General features: G+C 53.3%; 15 protein-coding genes. 12 read left to right on the top strand and 3 right to left on the bottom strand.

The features are described from left to right. From ACOJWD_RS04010 to ACOJWD_RS04000, 3 genes are all read left to right on the top strand, one after another. Positions 1-484 (top strand): amino acid--tRNA ligase-related protein (locus tag ACOJWD_RS04010; RefSeq protein ID WP_486991933.1); only part of this gene is annotated, 484 nt, incomplete at its 5' end. Between the two features lie 67 nt (positions 485-551). Further along, entirely contained in the window at positions 552-1,430 is an 879-nt protein-coding gene (locus tag ACOJWD_RS04005) for a helix-turn-helix domain-containing protein (RefSeq protein ID WP_486991932.1), read from the top strand. A 53-nt stretch (positions 1,431-1,483) separates the two neighbouring features. Next, the gene (locus ACOJWD_RS04000; protein ID WP_486991931.1) at positions 1,484-2,608 is read left to right on the top strand and encodes a D-alanyl-D-alanine carboxypeptidase family protein; all 1,125 of its coding nucleotides are present in this window, start codon (positions 1,484-1,486) and stop codon (positions 2,606-2,608) included. Here ACOJWD_RS04000 and ACOJWD_RS03995 read toward each other — a convergent pair. Next, positions 2,596-3,360: a polysaccharide deacetylase family protein gene (locus ACOJWD_RS03995; protein ID WP_486991930.1), complete on the bottom strand. Its 765-nt coding sequence runs from the start codon at positions 3,358-3,360 to the stop codon at positions 2,596-2,598. The two genes, ACOJWD_RS04000 and ACOJWD_RS03995, sit on opposite strands and share 13 nt — an antisense overlap. A 311-nt stretch (positions 3,361-3,671) precedes the next feature. Here ACOJWD_RS03995 and rimO point away from each other — a divergent pair, with 311 nt between their 5' ends. The 4 genes from rimO (at position 3,672) to ACOJWD_RS03975 (ending at position 7,582) form a co-directional block, all read left to right on the top strand. After that, entirely contained in the window at positions 3,672-4,988 is a 1,317-nt protein-coding gene (gene rimO / locus ACOJWD_RS03990; RefSeq protein WP_486991929.1) for a 30S ribosomal protein S12 methylthiotransferase RimO, read from the top strand. Further along, entirely contained in the window at positions 4,982-5,497 is a 516-nt protein-coding gene (pgsA, locus tag ACOJWD_RS03985) for a CDP-diacylglycerol--glycerol-3-phosphate 3-phosphatidyltransferase (protein ID WP_486991928.1), read from the top strand. The genes rimO and pgsA overlap by 7 nt, the downstream gene beginning before the upstream one ends. 103 nt (positions 5,498-5,600) lie before the next feature. Next, positions 5,601-6,116, top strand: a complete 516-nt coding sequence (locus ACOJWD_RS03980) for a hypothetical protein (RefSeq protein ID WP_486991927.1) — start codon at positions 5,601-5,603, stop codon at positions 6,114-6,116. Continuing rightward, positions 6,113-7,582: an AAA family ATPase gene (locus ACOJWD_RS03975; protein ID WP_486991926.1), complete on the top strand. Its 1,470-nt coding sequence runs from the start codon at positions 6,113-6,115 to the stop codon at positions 7,580-7,582. Before ACOJWD_RS03980 ends, ACOJWD_RS03975 begins: the two co-directional genes overlap by 4 nt. A 35-nt stretch (positions 7,583-7,617) precedes the next feature. Here ACOJWD_RS03975 and ACOJWD_RS03970 read toward each other — a convergent pair whose 3' ends face one another. After that, positions 7,618-8,889 carry a glutamate-5-semialdehyde dehydrogenase gene (locus tag ACOJWD_RS03970; RefSeq protein ID WP_486991925.1) on the bottom strand — a complete coding sequence of 424 codons (1,272 nt, stop codon included), beginning with the start codon at positions 8,887-8,889 and terminating at the stop codon, positions 7,618-7,620. Beyond that, positions 8,882-9,646, bottom strand: a complete 765-nt coding sequence (proB, locus tag ACOJWD_RS03965; protein ID WP_486991924.1) for a glutamate 5-kinase — start codon at positions 9,644-9,646, stop codon at positions 8,882-8,884. Before proB ends, ACOJWD_RS03970 begins: the two co-directional genes overlap by 8 nt. 201 nt (positions 9,647-9,847) lie before the next feature. Here proB and ACOJWD_RS03960 point away from each other — a divergent pair, with 201 nt between their 5' ends. From ACOJWD_RS03960 to ACOJWD_RS03940, 5 genes are read left to right on the top strand one after another with little or no spacing between them, the layout of a single operon-like run. Continuing rightward, a complete protein-coding gene (locus ACOJWD_RS03960; RefSeq protein ID WP_486991923.1) occupies positions 9,848-11,281 on the top strand; it encodes a nicotinamide-nucleotide amidohydrolase family protein in 1,434 nt (477 codons plus the stop codon). Positions 11,282-11,297: 16 nt separating this feature from the next. Then, the gene (locus tag ACOJWD_RS03955; RefSeq protein WP_486991922.1) at positions 11,298-12,875 is read left to right on the top strand and encodes a DEAD/DEAH box helicase; all 1,578 of its coding nucleotides are present in this window, start codon (positions 11,298-11,300) and stop codon (positions 12,873-12,875) included. Positions 12,876-12,933: 58 nt separating this feature from the next. Next, positions 12,934-13,977 (top strand): recombinase RecA, encoded by a 1,044-nt coding sequence (recA, locus tag ACOJWD_RS03950; RefSeq protein ID WP_486991934.1) that lies wholly within the window; start codon positions 12,934-12,936, stop codon positions 13,975-13,977. Then, positions 13,964-14,431 (top strand): regulatory protein RecX, encoded by a 468-nt coding sequence (locus ACOJWD_RS03945; RefSeq protein ID WP_486991921.1) that lies wholly within the window; start codon positions 13,964-13,966, stop codon positions 14,429-14,431. Before recA ends, ACOJWD_RS03945 begins: the two co-directional genes overlap by 14 nt. Then, a complete protein-coding gene (locus tag ACOJWD_RS03940; RefSeq protein ID WP_486991920.1) occupies positions 14,412-14,702 on the top strand; it encodes a YfhL family 4Fe-4S dicluster ferredoxin in 291 nt (96 codons plus the stop codon). The genes ACOJWD_RS03945 and ACOJWD_RS03940 overlap by 20 nt, the downstream gene beginning before the upstream one ends. Positions 14,703-14,767 lie beyond the last annotated feature (65 nt).

The raw sequence follows: 14,767 nt of genomic DNA, 5'->3' as shown, positions 1-14,767 counted from the left end.
CATTGAGGCACCGTTTCCACGAATTACCTACGATGAAGCGTTGCAACGGCTAGCGGAGGTGGGACTGAGCGTCGAGTGGGGAGAGGACTTGGGGGCTCCGCACGAAACGGCGCTAGCCAACATGTTCCAAAAACCGGTCTTTCTGACGCATTTTCCGAAGCGCTTTAAAGCGTTTTATATGCAGCCGGACCCTAGCCGGCCTGACTTGGTGCTAGCGGCCGATTTACTAGCGCCCGAAGGCTATGGTGAAATTATGGGGGGGAGCGAGCGGATTCACGACTTGAATTTGCTGTTAGCAAGACTAGAAGAATATGGGATGAATCCGGCCGATTATTCGTGGTATGTGGACTTGCGACGGTATGGCTCTGTGCCACACAGTGGATTTGGGATGGGTTTGGAACGAGTGGTCGCATTCATTTGTGGGCTGGAGCACGTGCGCGAGACTATTCCCTTTGCGAGAACGTTAAACCGCGTATGGCCGTGAAAAACCTCGCTATATTGAGAAAAATTGGAGTTTAAGGTTGTATGATACCAGAGAGGAGGGCCTCAGCATGGATGAGCAGTCAATGACAATTGGAGAATATCTTAAGCAATCGCGCCAAAAACAGGGGATTGACCTGGAAGACATTAGCCGCGAATTGCATATTCGGGTGCAATATCTTAAAGCACTAGAAGCGGACCAATGGGACCAGCTGCCTGGTGAGGTATATGCCATCGGATTTTTGAAAAGTTATGCACGCCAGTTAAATTTGGATGCTGAGGCGTTGGTGAGCTATCACAAGAGATTGGTGGCGTCTAGGGAGCCCGTTCACCCCGAGGCGACCGATCGGTCACCGGTGCTGCATCCGTCAACATCGCATGTACCGTTGTCTGAGCCTGGAGTGCCCCAGCGTCGCAGGCCAAAAGGGTCGAAGGGTACGACGGGATCACCCATGGCGGTGATTGGGGCGGCGGTGGCACTCGCGGCGCTATTGATTATAGGGCTCGTGTTGATGCGAGGACCGGATCATCATGCCAGTACCGCCTCATCTCCTCCGATCGCGCGAAGTAAGGCCCCGAGAGTGCCGTTAAAGCACAAAAAGCCCAAGACCGTGAAAAAGGCCACCGCACCGCCAGTCCCTGAGGTGAGCGTGAAAGAAATCTCAAATAATCCGCAACTGGGACTCGCCACTTATGATGTCAGTGCAAGTGCCTTGAATATGCACTTAGCCTTTTCCGGGCCTTGCTGGGTAGAGGTGTGGGAAAATGGCGTGTCCCAAGGCGCGTCAGGAATTACTTATCAAGCGGGGCAAAGCGTCAGTATTTCGGCCTCGCAGAGTGTGGCGGTGAAGGTGGGTACACGCGCTGTTGTGGTCAGCGTCAATGGGCAATCGGTGACATTGCCAGATCCCAATATTTATCCATTGGTTTTAACCTTCCAAAGGCAATAACCTGGGCGTGTCGAGGCCATACTAGGGAAATCTTACCCTAGGGGGAACAATGGATGCGCCGGTGGTTATTGGGGTTGATGGTTTGGGCGATGGGACTGTTACTATGGGGACCGTGGGCTGAAGCTGCGAGCCACCCGTCGCTTGAAGCACGTGCGGCGATCTTGCTAGAGGGCCGCACGGGGACGATTCTCTATGAAAAAAATGCGTTTCAGCAAATGGATCCAGCGTCGTTGACCAAAATGATGACGGCGTTACTTGTGATCAAGCATGGTCACTTAGAGCACTTGGTGACAATATCGAGGCGATCCGCAAATACTCCGGGATCCGCGTTGCACATCCGGTACCAGGAGCAATACACGCGCCTGGACTTGCTGAAAGGGCTACTATTGCGTTCAGGTAATGATGCCTCCATTGCTTTAGCCGAAAGTGATGCCGGGAGTGTCGAACGATTTGTCGCGCAAATGAATTTAACCGCTCAAGAACTGGGAGCCTTTAATACTCAATTCGAAAATCCCAATGGTTTGACTAAGCCCGGGCATTATAGTTCGGCCTATGATTTGGCGCTGATCGCACAACAGGGATTGACGCTGTCGCTTTTTCGGGAGATTGTGGGTTCGAGCGAATTGACCATTATGGAACAGGGTCATCATCGTCCGCGCCTCATTCATAGCACCAATCAATTGTTATATGGATTCCCTGGAGCCGATGGGGTGAAGACTGGGACCACCAACGCGGCAGGCAAGTGCCTGGTGGCGTCCGCGACACGCAACGGTCGACAATTGATTGCGGTGGTGCTCGATTCACCGGATCGCTGGGGGGATGCAAGCCGACTTTTGAATTGGGGGTTTCATCACTCCTCTTTGGATGCTCCTGTGCGAAACCGTGAGGTGATGGCACACAGTGAGGTGATGCGAGGCCAAAGAGCCGCGGTGGGCCTCGTCAGTCACGAGACGGTTTGGGTGGCGTTGACCCAAGGAGAGAGCCCAATGGTCCACCTTCATTATCCTCACTGCTTGACGGCGCCGGTCAAAGAAAGCCAACGAGTGGGATATGCGAGCATCGAGGTACCCTATCAGCCTTCGTTAGTGATCCCCTTATACACAAAACGGTCGGTAGCCCGGATGACTTGGAGACAAGAGATGGGTCACTGGCTGAAACGGCACGTTTATCCACGATAGTTCGGCGTGCCATAGGTCATCAATTTTTTCAACGTGACCAGTTGGTACCCTTTTCCGCGTAAGTCCCGTATGATCGTCGGTAAGGCCAAGTCGGTTTGCTTACAGGTATCAGAGGCATGCAGTAAGACAATGTCTCCAGGGTGAATGCGTGTCACGACACGGCGGATAATCGTGCCAACACCAGGGTTCATCCAGTCGAGAGAATCGGTTCCCCAAGTTACTGTGGTATAACCGATGGCCGATGCGGCGGCAATGGTGCGAGCGCTGAAATCTCCGTTGGGCGGCCGAACAAAACTGGGACGAACCCCGGTGATATTTTGAATGACCTGGGTGGCTTTTTCGATGTTTTGTTGGACGCCGACCGAACTGAGGCCAGTGTAATTGACGTGTGCCCAGCCGTGCGACTCCACCTCATATCCGGATTGCGCAAATTCCTTCACCAGCGCGGCATTATGTTCAGCCCACGGTCCAGAAACAAAAAAGGTCGCGGCGACGTGCTCCTTCTTGAGAATGTGAAAGACCTTTGTGGGCATCACCGTGCCCCAAGATATATCGAATGTCAGGGCCGCGACCTTCTTGTCGGTTTTTACATCCCGTAGCGAATAGCGTTGCGCAGGGGAACTGGGAGTGGCGGCAGTCGGTTGAAGACTGTGGCGGCCCAGCGATGCAACCAACATTGCGACAAGAAATACCATCACTCCACTAGTCACCAGGCGCCGTAGCCAGACATGCGGGATTGCATAAATGCGCACCAAAACCCCTCCTCACAAACGGTGTCGTGTTGACGTAGGACTCGCATGGCACTGAGCGTTACGCCGCGTGAGTCCATTTGAGGCTAATGTACGTCCAATCACGGGAAACAGAACAGGTCGACCGATCCAGTTTGTACCATGGCTATCTTTGTCACGTCAGATTGGCGTGGGAGGCACCGCAAACCTCATTGTGCCGGCGTGTGAAGCAACGTAGTGCGGGTGCGCCCATCTCCCGAAATCCATTCCCGGACATTTCAGTACTTTATTTTCTTGAGACGCTAAGCTATGATTACGGGCGAGGTGATTGCAGCATGGCCACAAAGGTGGGTATGGTGAGTCTCGGATGTCCAAAAAATCGTGTGGACTCAGAAGTAATGTTGGGATTGCTAGAAGGAGCCGGATACGAACTTACTCCGGCTGCCGACGAAGCCGAGGTGCTCATTGTTAACACCTGTGGGTTTATTGATGCTGCCAAACAGGAGTCGATTGACACCATTTTAGAGATGAACCATTATCGGGAAACGGGACAGTTGAAGGCGTTAGTGATGGCCGGGTGCCTTTCGCAGCGGTATCAGCAGCATCTTTGGGATGATTTGCCCGAGGTGGATGCTATGGTGGGCACCGGTGAGTTTCACCGCATTGTGGAAGCCGTGGATGGCGCTTTAGTGGGGGCGCGGCCTTCGTTTTGGGGTGAGATGCCGGTGAGTGGTATTGAACGGCCGCGTCGGCTCACTACGCCATCGTATACTGCGTACTTGAAAATTGCTGAAGGGTGCGATCATACCTGCGCATTTTGCGCGATTCCGCAGATGCGTGGGGGCTACCGCAGTCGTCCGCTCATGGATATTGTGCATGAAGCCCGAGGTCTGGTGGCGCGTGGAGTGAGGGAACTGGTGTTGATCGCTCAGGACTCCACTATCTGGGGACATGACTTATATGGTATGCCGCAGTTGCCGAAACTATTGTATGCGTTGCAAGAGATACCGGATTTGCTATTTGTGCGGATTATGTATAGCTATCCCACCCAGATTACCCGAGAGTTAGTGCGTGCCATGCGTGACCTGCCGGTGGTCACACCCTATCTGGACATGCCTTTGCAGCATGCGCATCCGGATTTGCTTAAGCACATGGGGAGGCCCTTCCGGCGCGAAAAGACCGATCGCGTCTTAAGTGCGATTCGCGAGGCGATTCCGGATATTACGTTACGTACGACCTTTATTGTGGGATTCCCTGGCGAAACCGAAGAGCACTTCGATACTCTGATGCAGTTCATCGAAGAGACTCGCTTTGATCATGTTGGGATCTTTACCTACTCTCCAGAAGAAGGAACTCGGGCGGAAAACATGGGAGATCCGGTACCGGATGCCGTCAAACAACAGCGAAGGCGGTCAGCGATGCTCTTACAAAGGAGTTTGGTGGGCGGTATACGGGGACGCCATATCGGCCAAATTATGCCGACCATTGTTGAAGAAGTCGGCACGACGGTGAGTACCGGACGTGGGCCCACTGATGCCCCTGGGATTGACGGTGTGACATACATTAAGGGTCGATTTCGGGTCGGAGAGGTTGTTCCGGTCCGTATTACCGGGATCAAAGAATACGATTTGGTGGCCGAACCGCTGTGTTAAAGGTGGCAGACTGGCTGACGCTGAGTCGGGTAGCCTTGGCGCCGATTGTGGCGGTTTTATGGCTTAGTCGAGATTTAACCACTCACTGGATTGCACTGGGAATTTTTATCGTCGCGGGATTGACGGATTTTGCCGACGGCCGCATTGCCAGACATTTGAAGCAAACGAGCCGGTTTGGCGGCTATGTAGATCCGCTTGCCGATAAGATTCTGGTATTGGGCACGGCAAGCGTGCTGGTATATGACCATCGTTTGAGTATCTGGTGGTTTTTTATTGTATTGACTCGGGAATTGGCGGTGACCACACTGCGTTCGGTACTCAAGCCCGGCACCAGCATGACCGCCAGTCGGCTTGCGAAGTGGAAGACGGTGACGCAACTCTTTGCCATTGGTGCGGCGAGTGTGCTAAGTGGAGACCTACCGTTAGCGTTGGTCATCTTGTCGGGGGCCATGACGGTATGGACTGGTTATGAGTACATTCGCGGATTTTGGCATGCCATTGATATCTAGAGATGGTTTTTGGTGCCAAGAGTGACAACCATTGACGCGGCTGAGGCCGCGTCCTTTATGTTATACTGCCGAAGATTCAGTGGGGTGACAGGAGGCAGCGTCCATGAAATTTTCGGCAAGGCAGGTTTTCGTTACTCTTTTTTCCATGCTTTTGACGTTAGGCGCTCTCTGGGCAGGCCATCGCTTGTATCAACAAACGACGGTGACATCGCCACTAGTGGACACCTTTTCGCACGTGAGCGGTGTTAAAAGGGCCACGGTTCACAGTGATACTGTGACGGTGCAGTTAAATCCTAACGCCAATCTCATGGCGGTCTATCGTAGCATTAATAATCATGCAACCACGGTATTAGGACATGTGCCGACCAGTATTGACTTAGTCAACAATACGGACGGTTCGTTGAATGGTTTGGCTAGCAACATGGCGTTCGTCATTGCTCAAGGGCAAGCCACCGGCCAGTTTGTGACCATGCAAACCCATCTTTTGGCCATGGCTAAGCAGGCGGGGGTCACCGCCAATGTGCAGATGGGGAGCCATCACCTATATCTTACCCTCCGTCAAGAATCGCATGTGCTCTATCAGGTGATTCCAGTGAATCCAGGGGGGGAGCAAACATGATCAAAGAGATTGCGATTGGGGCATTGGGCGGAGTCTTGGTGTTCTTAGGACTCAATGGGGTCGATGTGTGGCCTGTGGTTCTCTTATTGGGATTGGTTGGAGTGCTCTTAGCGAGCGGTATTTTGTCTCGCATGAATCTGGGGACCAGCCGCCACAAAGTAGAAGTGGGAACTCGGTCGGTGGTGTCTTTTCAAGATATCGGTGGTCAAAGTACCGCGAAAAATGAACTCATGGAAGCGTTGGAATTTGTATTGCGACCTGACGACATGGAGCGTCTTGGGATTCGTCCTCTGAAGGGCATCCTATTAACGGGACCACCGGGAACAGGGAAGACTCTATTGGCGAAAGCAGCAGCAAACTTTACCGATTCAATCTTTCTTTCTGCGTCAGGGTCCGAATTCGTTGAAATGTATGCCGGCGTGGGTGCGCAGCGCGTGCGGCAACTGTTTCGGGATGCGGAGCACATGGCGCGGCGCGATGGTTTGAGCTCGGCGGTGATTTTCATTGATGAGATTGAGGTCATGGCGGGTCGTCGCGGTCAGCATCAGAGCCACTTGGAGTATGACCAAACACTAAATCAGTTGTTGGTGGAAATGGATGGCATGTCGGTGTACGAAGACATCCGAATTTTGGTGATGGCGGCGACTAACCGAGCCGACCTGATTGATGCGGCACTGCTTCGTCCCGGACGATTTGATCGAACTGTTCGGGTGGATTTACCGGACAAGGCGGGGCGCGAGGCGATTTTATTATTGCACACGCGCAATAAACCTCTCGCCCCCGATGTGCAACTAGGCGCTGTGGCCCAAGAAACTTTTGGGTTTTCCGGCGCACATTTAGAAAGCGTGTGCAATGAGGCCGCTATTTTGGCCTTAAGAGACCACGCTGTGGTGGTAGAGATGCAGCATTTTCGTCAAGCCATCGACAAGGTGTTGCTAGGAGAGAAACTGGATCGCCACTTGCGACACGAAGAACTCTACCGAGTAGCCATTCACGAAGGTGGCCACGCTATTGTGGGGGAACTGGTTCAACCAGGATCGGTGGCGTCCATTACCATCGCGCCACGTGGCATGGCACTAGGATTTGTGCGTCAGGCCCCCGACGATGACCGGCTATTGCAAACCGTATCGGAATTGAAGTCCGATATTGCGGTTTGCCTCGCCGGATCCACGGCGGAGCGCATTGTCCTGGGAGAACAGAGTACCGGTGCTTCGAGTGATTTCGAAAAGGCTTGGGACATTGCGCGACGTATGGTAACCGCCGGGCTTTCCTCACTGGGCGTGGTCCACGAAGAGGCATTGTCGCCTGAGGTGCTCTATCGCACGGTTCAGGAGATTATTCGCGATTCGCAAGAACTGGTGAACGAACTGGTTGAAGGACATCGGGAGGCCCTTCTCGCGCTCGCGGAATTACTCTTGCAACACGAGACACTACCTGGCGACCATGTGCGTGAGATGGTGGCATAGTTTTGGGGAGAGCATCCACGAGCGGTGGTGACGAGTTACGACTCGTGGGTGCTGCTGTGTGCAGAACCTCTAAAGAAGTCGCGGGTGTGGCCCGCGCCAATGCCGAGGGTTTTGGTGGTGGTGAGTGCCTCGAGTCCCATAGGACCCCGTATATGTAATTTCTGCGTGCTGATCCCGACTTCTGCGCTAAGGCCAAATTCGCCGCCATCGGTAAATCGCGTCGAGGCATTCCAATACACAGCAGCCGCGTCGACCCGACGAAGAAAATAACGGGCGGTATGGTAGTTTTCCGTGACGATAGCTTCGCTATGCCCAGTGCCGTATTGGGCTATATGGGAGAGGGCCTCATCAACATCTACTACCAGCCGAGTAGCTATGGCGGGTCCGAGGTATTCGTTTTGCCAGTCCCTTTCGTCGGCGAGCACTGCCTCGGGAAGCACCTCCTGCAGGGATTCATCGCTGTGCCATTGTAGCGCGAAGGGCTGTAGACGGCGGTAGGCTTCTTTAACAAATGCGATCTGAGATTGGTGGACCAACAGTGTTTCAATGGCATTACACACCGCCGGGTTGCCCAACTTACTATCTTGAAAGATGCGTAGCCCCATCTCGATATCCGCGTCTTTGTCGATATATAGATGGCAGTTGCCCACACCCGTGGCAATGACCGGTACCGTGGCGTTCTTGGTGACACGCTCGATGAGCGCAGGACCGCCGCGAGGAATGAGGAGGTCGAGACCCCTTAGGTGCATCAGCGACTCCACCAGTTGACGATCGGGATCAACCAGGTGAACGACGAGTTCTTTGGGGAGATGTGTCCTGTCCAGCGCATCGACCCAGAGGGAATGAAGTAATTGATTGGTGTGCTGTGCCTCCGAACCGCCCCGCAGCAGAATGGCATTGCCACTCTTAATGGCTAGACTGGCGGCCTCGATCGTGACTCCGGGGCGACTTTCATAAATGAGCGCGATCACGCCTAACGGAACGCGTATCTCTTCGAGGATAAGACCGTTGGGCCGTATTTTGCGAGTACCGGCGGAGAGCGGATCAGGAACGGCGATGACACGTTCTAGTCCGGCTGCCAGTGATTGAATACTGGAGTGCGACAGGGACAAACGTTTCATGAGAGAGGGAGATAGGTTACGGTCGGCCGCATCATCCAAGTCCCGCTGATTGGCTTTCATAATCAGGTCTTCGTGCTGCAAGAGTATGGTGGCCATATCACGGAGCACTTGGTTTCGTTGATGAACTGAGGAGTCGGCTAAAATAAGGCTAGCGCGTTTGGTGTCAACCAATAATTGCTCAAGCATGACACGCCTCTTCACGAGCGCCAAAGTGAGTGGCTTGGCCGAAATTGTTCTCTTGTAAGTTACTCCACACGTGAGGGTCTTTTCCGCTCATGAGGATGGTCTCAATCCCGGCGTGCTGGGCAATTTGTGCGGCTTTCAATTTGGTATGCATTCCACCCGATCCCAAGGGCCCGGCAGACCCGCCATAACGAGAGAGATGATGCGGTCCCACCCAGGGAACATAGGGTATCCGCTGCGCGAGGCTATTATTTCGAGGATTCTCGGTATAAAGGCCATCCACATCAGAAAGCAGGACTAATTGGTCAGCGTGAATCAATGTTGCTACCAATGCTGCCAGTGTGTCATTGTCGCCCACCCGAGAGGCTCCGACATTGACGGCGTCATTCTCGTTAATCAACGGGACGATGCCTCCTTTCCAGAGGTGATGAAGACTGTCTTGGAGCACGAGAGCACTAGGCAAGTGAGCGAAGTGATCTGCGGATACTAAGAGTTGTGCCGTGATTAGAGGTGCTAGTGCCGACTGATACGCTGCTATGAGCCGAGGCTGGCCAATGGCCGCGAGTGTGCTACGCGATGACGATGCCTCAGCGGTCATATACCTACCGACGCCTACCGCGCCCGACACCACCAGGATGACGTGATCGCCTATGTGAGAAAGATGGCGTACGCCTTGACTGATGTTGTTGATAGCATAGGCGGATAGTTCGCCGTCCTGCTTAAGAATGGATGAAGTTCCAATTTTTATCACTCGACGCACGTTCAACACTCCCGGTGAATAGATATGTACTAATATAGCATAAATATGCATACGACGATAGGCCGTTGCCTCAAAATAAAGAAGTCGGAGAGCGTGTTGTGACACACTACTCGGCAATGCCCAATGTCATCACTGACAATGGGATAGCATAATGCCCAGACGGGTTCGTTAACCTCTACAACATCCCTCAGGTGGAGTCCCATGCAATACAGCGCTGGGCGTCAATCCACGCTCGTCATCAATAAAGGTACGGGTATCTGCGTTTCATGGTGCGGCACTAACAACGCGGACGAAAATGTCGTGCTCTGTCCTCTGGTTGACTTGCGGCTTTCCATATTTTCCGGTAGTATAACTTGTTATCGCACGGAAGACGGTGATGAAATGATTCGTAGCGCCTGCATAATCGCCATTGGCGACGAAGTGTTGTCAGGCGAAACTATCAATACCAATGGTGCGGCTGTGGCACAGCTTTTGATGAGCGTCGGCGTAAAGCCGGAAATTCAATATGTCGTTCCAGACCGGTTGGAATCTATCCAAGAGGCTCTCTTGCAGTCGCTTCGACGAACTGATTTAGTGGTTCTGATTGGTGGGCTCGGTCCCACCCATGATGACTGCACAATTGATGCTACTGCAGAGGCGTTGAAAAAACCGATTCGCCTGGATGAAGGCCTACGCGAGCGCCTCAGTCGACGACACAGTCAATCGAGTGGGCGTGAAGAGTCGATTCGGCGTCAGTCGCGGATCATTGATGGAGCCGTCGTCTGGACTAATTCTCGTGGGCAGGCACCGGGGCAACTCTTAGAGCTCAAAGAGCAATACCTAGTGCTCTTGCCTGGTCCTCCACGCGAGTTAGAAGGATTAGTCGACGAGTACTTTCGACCATGGCTACAGTCGTTAGTGACGGAGGGTATTCAACGCGATACATACACCGTCTTTGACCTAGGTGAGTCGGCCGTCGCGCATGAGTTACGGGCGTTGCTTACAGGCGCTCATCCGCGCACCGGGATTTATGCGTCCCCAGGACGTGTGGATGTTCGGGTGGAGACTGGCACTTCGCCGGCAGATTTGGTGCAGCGGCAACGCGTACGAGCGTGGATTCGGCACCGCTTGTTGGGGCACGTCTATGAGCTAGGCGATGGGAGTCGGGAAGAGTTTTTGATAGAATGGTTACATCGTGACAAGTTGACTATTGCGGCGATGGAATCGTTAACCGGTGGACTCGTAATGGCGTCCCTAATTGCCGTTTCAGGGGCATCCAGTGCCGTTTTAGGTGGTGTGGTGGCTTATACGGATGAGGTGAAGAGCCGCTATGGCGTCTCCCGTGAGGTGCTGCAAGCACATGGCGCCGTGTCCGAGGAATGTGCACTCGCGATGGCTGAGGCGGCTCGCCGCCACTTTGGGAGTGCGGTGGCAGTCGCCACCACAGGGTATGCTGGTCCAACCGGAGGGGATCACGAAAGTCCGGTGGGGACGTTTTATGTGGCAGCTACCAGTGAAGAAGACCAGGTCGTCACCAAACGATATGTTCCGCTCGACCGTCAATCTGTAAGACAAGTGGCAGTACAAACTGCCATTAGTGCCGTATGGGAACTACTAAAGTTGCCGACGATAATCAAAAAAACACAAGACCCTTGAGGTAAAGGAGTTACTTATGACAGAGAACGAAACGACATTCCATACAATGAATCTTTCGCCGGCGGTGTTGCGGGCGGTCGAAAGTATGGGATTTGAAGAACCATCCCCGATTCAAAAGAAAACCATCCCTCTCATCATGGAAGGGCATGACATCATTGGTCAAGCTCAAACCGGGACCGGGAAAACCGCCGCTTTTGGAGTCCCTATTATCGAAGGACTGGACCATCGCTCTAAGCGCGTGCAAGCGCTAGTGCTGGCACCGACGCGGGAATTGGCTATCCAAGTGTCTGAAGAAATTACCAAGCTGGGTAAGTTTGCTGGTGTGAAAGTGGTGCCCATTTACGGTGGACAGTCCTACGACCGTCAGATTCGCGCCTTAGAACATGGCGCTCAGGTGGTCATTGGAACTCCGGGGCGGATTATGGACCACATTCGTCGCGGCACCTTGAAACTTGATCACGTGCGGATTATGGTGCTTGACGAGGCCGACGAAATGCTCGATATGGGCTTTATTGAGGACGTGGAGTTTATTTTGCAAAACGTGCCGGAGGATCGTCAAACATTGTTGTTCTCGGCGACTGTCCCGGATCCGATTGCCAAGCTGTCGCGTCGTTATTTGAAAGAGCCAGTCCACGTCAACATCAGTCCCGAGCGGCTGACTGTGCCCTTAATTGACCAAGTTTTTTATGAGGTGCGCGAGCATGAGAAGCTTGACGCAATCACCCGTATTTTGGACATGGAAGGTGCTGAGCGGACTATCATTTTTTGCCGCACCAAAAAACGCGTGGATGAGCTCACCGAGGGCTTGCAAGCGCGTGGCTACACGGCCGAAGCGATCCACGGAGATCTGAACCAGGTTCAGCGCAACCGCGTCATGAAGCGCTTCAAGGACGGCGGTAGTGAAATTTTGGTCGCCACCGACGTGGCGGCGCGTGGATTGGACATCGAACATGTCACCCATGTGATTAACTATGATCTTCCTCAGGACACGGAGAGCTATGTTCATCGCATTGGTCGTACGGGTCGTGCAGGACGATCGGGTACCGCTATATCGCTCATTCACCCGAAGGAATTTCGCCAATTGCGCCAAATGGAACGAACGTTGCACATGAAATTGCAGCGACGGCCGTTGCCTACGGTAGCGGACGTGGCAGAAAAGCAGCGGGAAGCCTTAAAGCAGCGATTGGCCGATGAAATTGAACGTGGAGTACTGCCCGCCTATCAGGACATTGTGATGCAATTGGCGGATCAGTTTGATTCCATTGATATTGCGGCGGCTGCGCTACGGCTGATGCTGGATAAGGGCCGCGATGCGGATGCTGACGGGGATTATGGCGAGACCGGCGCTGAACCGGGAATGGTGCGGATGTTTTTGAACTTAGGCCGAATGGATCGCGTGACGCCGGCGGACATCGTACGGGGCCTGGCGGAAAGCGCGGGAATTTCGGGCAGTGTGATTGGACTTATCGACATTTATGATCGGTTCACGTTTGTCGAAATGCCTAAAGACGCCGTAAAAAAAGTGGTCCAAAATGTCGGCACGATCACGATTCGTGGCAAGAGCGTCAATCTGGAACCAGCACGTCCGCGATAAGCAGGAGTTCTCTTCTTAAAGGCGAATTGTTGCCGTAAGAGAGATGGGGGAGGATGCAATCATGGGGATGGATCGTGATAAAGCGCTCGATTTGGCCTTGGCTCAAATCGAAAAGCAGTTTGGCAAGGGCTCAATTATGCGTCTCGGACAGGAATCGACACGTGCAGCTATTGAAGTTATTTCCACTGGCTGTTTGACGCTAGACCTCGCCATGGGTGTGGGCGGATTGCCTCGAGGTCGAGTGGTCGAGATTTATGGGCCTGAATCGTCGGGAAAAACTACTGTGGCGTTACACGCCATTGCCGAAGCGCAGAAGGGCGGGGGGATCGCGGCGTTCATTGACGTAGAGCATGCGTTAGATCCCCTCTATGCCTCGCGGCTCGGCGTAAACCTTGACGATTTGTTAATTTCTCAGCCTGATACGGGTGAGCAAGCATTGGAAATTGCTGAAGCCTTGGTGAGATCAGGAGCCGTTGACATCGTGGTGGTTGACTCCGTGGCCGCCTTGGTGCCGCGAGCGGAAATTGAAGGAGAGATGGGCGACGCGCACGTGGGGCTCCAAGCGCGGCTTATGTCTCAAGCCTTGCGCAAACTCACCGGTGCTATTTCCAAGTCGCGAACCATTGCGGTGTTTATCAATCAGTTGCGCGAGAAAGTGGGCGTGATGTTTGGCAATCCTGAGACCACCCCAGGGGGACGTGCATTAAAGTTTTATTCGTCGATCCGCCTCGATGTCCGCCGCATCGACAGCTTAAAGCAAGGTCAAGACGTGGTCGGTAATCGCACGCGAGTGAAAGTGGTCAAGAACAAGGTTGCACCTCCGTTTAAACAGGCAGAGTTTGATATTTTATATGGGGAAGGCATTAGTCGTGAAGGCAGTATTTTGGACCTGGCCGTAGACATGGGGTTCGTTCAAAAGAGTGGAGCCTGGTATGCGTATGGAGACTTGCGGCTAGGGCAAGGGCGAGAAAACACGCGCGACTATTTGAAGGCCAATCCGGACCTCGCTAGAGAATTGGATCAACGTATTCGGGCGAAGGTTCAAGGTCAGCCAGAGGCTGAGACCCCCAGCGCCGATGTTGTTGACAATGCCGCCGAATGATGCCAAATCGCTTGCGCTCCGCTGGCTGAGTCAGCGGAGCTTAAGTGTGGGTGAAGTCCAGAAGAAGCTTTACGACAAGGGGTTTTCGAGTGATTCGTTGGAGGCCGCCGTGGAGCGTCTCCTCAGCTTAGGGCTTCTTGATGACCGGAAATTGGCAGAGAAAATCTTGTTCGACGGACTGGGACGCCATGAGGGGCCGTATGGCATTATTGTCCGGATGAGACGACGGCTCTTGACATCGGACCTCATTGATGAGGTCATGGAGGCATATCAATCCGAGATTAATTGGCAAGAGATTGCCGAACCGTTGGGACAGCGTTACGATGTAACTAATCCGAAGCAACGCGCGCGCTTGGCACGGAGAATGGCTCGCCAGGGATTTCCCACCCGGGTCATTCAACACATCATTTCGGTACACGGGGAGGGCGATGCTGATGGCATTGACGATTATTGATGATTGTATTGGGTGTGGCGCGTGCGAACCGGAATGTCCAAATAATGCGATTTCAGAGGCGCAGGACCTCTATGTGATCGATCCTGATCATTGCACCGAGTGTTACGGATTTTATGCGAGTCAGCAGTGCGCTGATGTATGTCCCGTCGAGTCGTGCATTGAGGACCGCGAGCACCCGGAAGGGCCGCAACAATTAGAGGAGAAATTTCATATCCTCTATCCAGAAAAGACACTGGAAAACACCGAAAAGTGGAATCCACCCATTCTTTAAGGGCATTCAATCCTCATGAATGTCTGGGCATATAGTGGATTATCACGGAAAGAAAGGGGTGGCAA

It is taken from the genome of Sulfobacillus sp. TH-112, assembly GCF_057473405.1.
This window is presented reverse-complemented; position numbering and strand designations above follow the sequence as displayed.

Coding starts and splice junctions, on each gene's coding strand:
- ACOJWD_RS04005 (WP_486991932.1), top strand. CDS start 552: ATGGATGAGCAGTCAATGACAATTGGAGAATATCTTAAGCAATCGCGC.
- ACOJWD_RS03955 (WP_486991922.1), top strand. CDS start 11,298: ATGACAGAGAACGAAACGACATTCCATACAATGAATCTTTCGCCGGCG.
- ACOJWD_RS03945 (WP_486991921.1), top strand. CDS start 13,964: ATGCCGCCGAATGATGCCAAATCGCTTGCGCTCCGCTGGCTGAGTCAG.
- rimO (WP_486991929.1), top strand. CDS start 3,672: ATGGCCACAAAGGTGGGTATGGTGAGTCTCGGATGTCCAAAAAATCGT.
- ACOJWD_RS03970 (WP_486991925.1), bottom strand. CDS start 8,889: ATGCTTGAGCAATTATTGGTTGACACCAAACGCGCTAGCCTTATTTTA.
- ACOJWD_RS03980 (WP_486991927.1), top strand. CDS start 5,601: ATGAAATTTTCGGCAAGGCAGGTTTTCGTTACTCTTTTTTCCATGCTT.
- ACOJWD_RS03940 (WP_486991920.1), top strand. CDS start 14,412: ATGGCATTGACGATTATTGATGATTGTATTGGGTGTGGCGCGTGCGAA.
- ACOJWD_RS04000 (WP_486991931.1), top strand. CDS start 1,484: ATGCGCCGGTGGTTATTGGGGTTGATGGTTTGGGCGATGGGACTGTTA.
- ACOJWD_RS03960 (WP_486991923.1), top strand. CDS start 9,848: ATGCAATACAGCGCTGGGCGTCAATCCACGCTCGTCATCAATAAAGGT.
- ACOJWD_RS03975 (WP_486991926.1), top strand. CDS start 6,113: ATGATCAAAGAGATTGCGATTGGGGCATTGGGCGGAGTCTTGGTGTTC.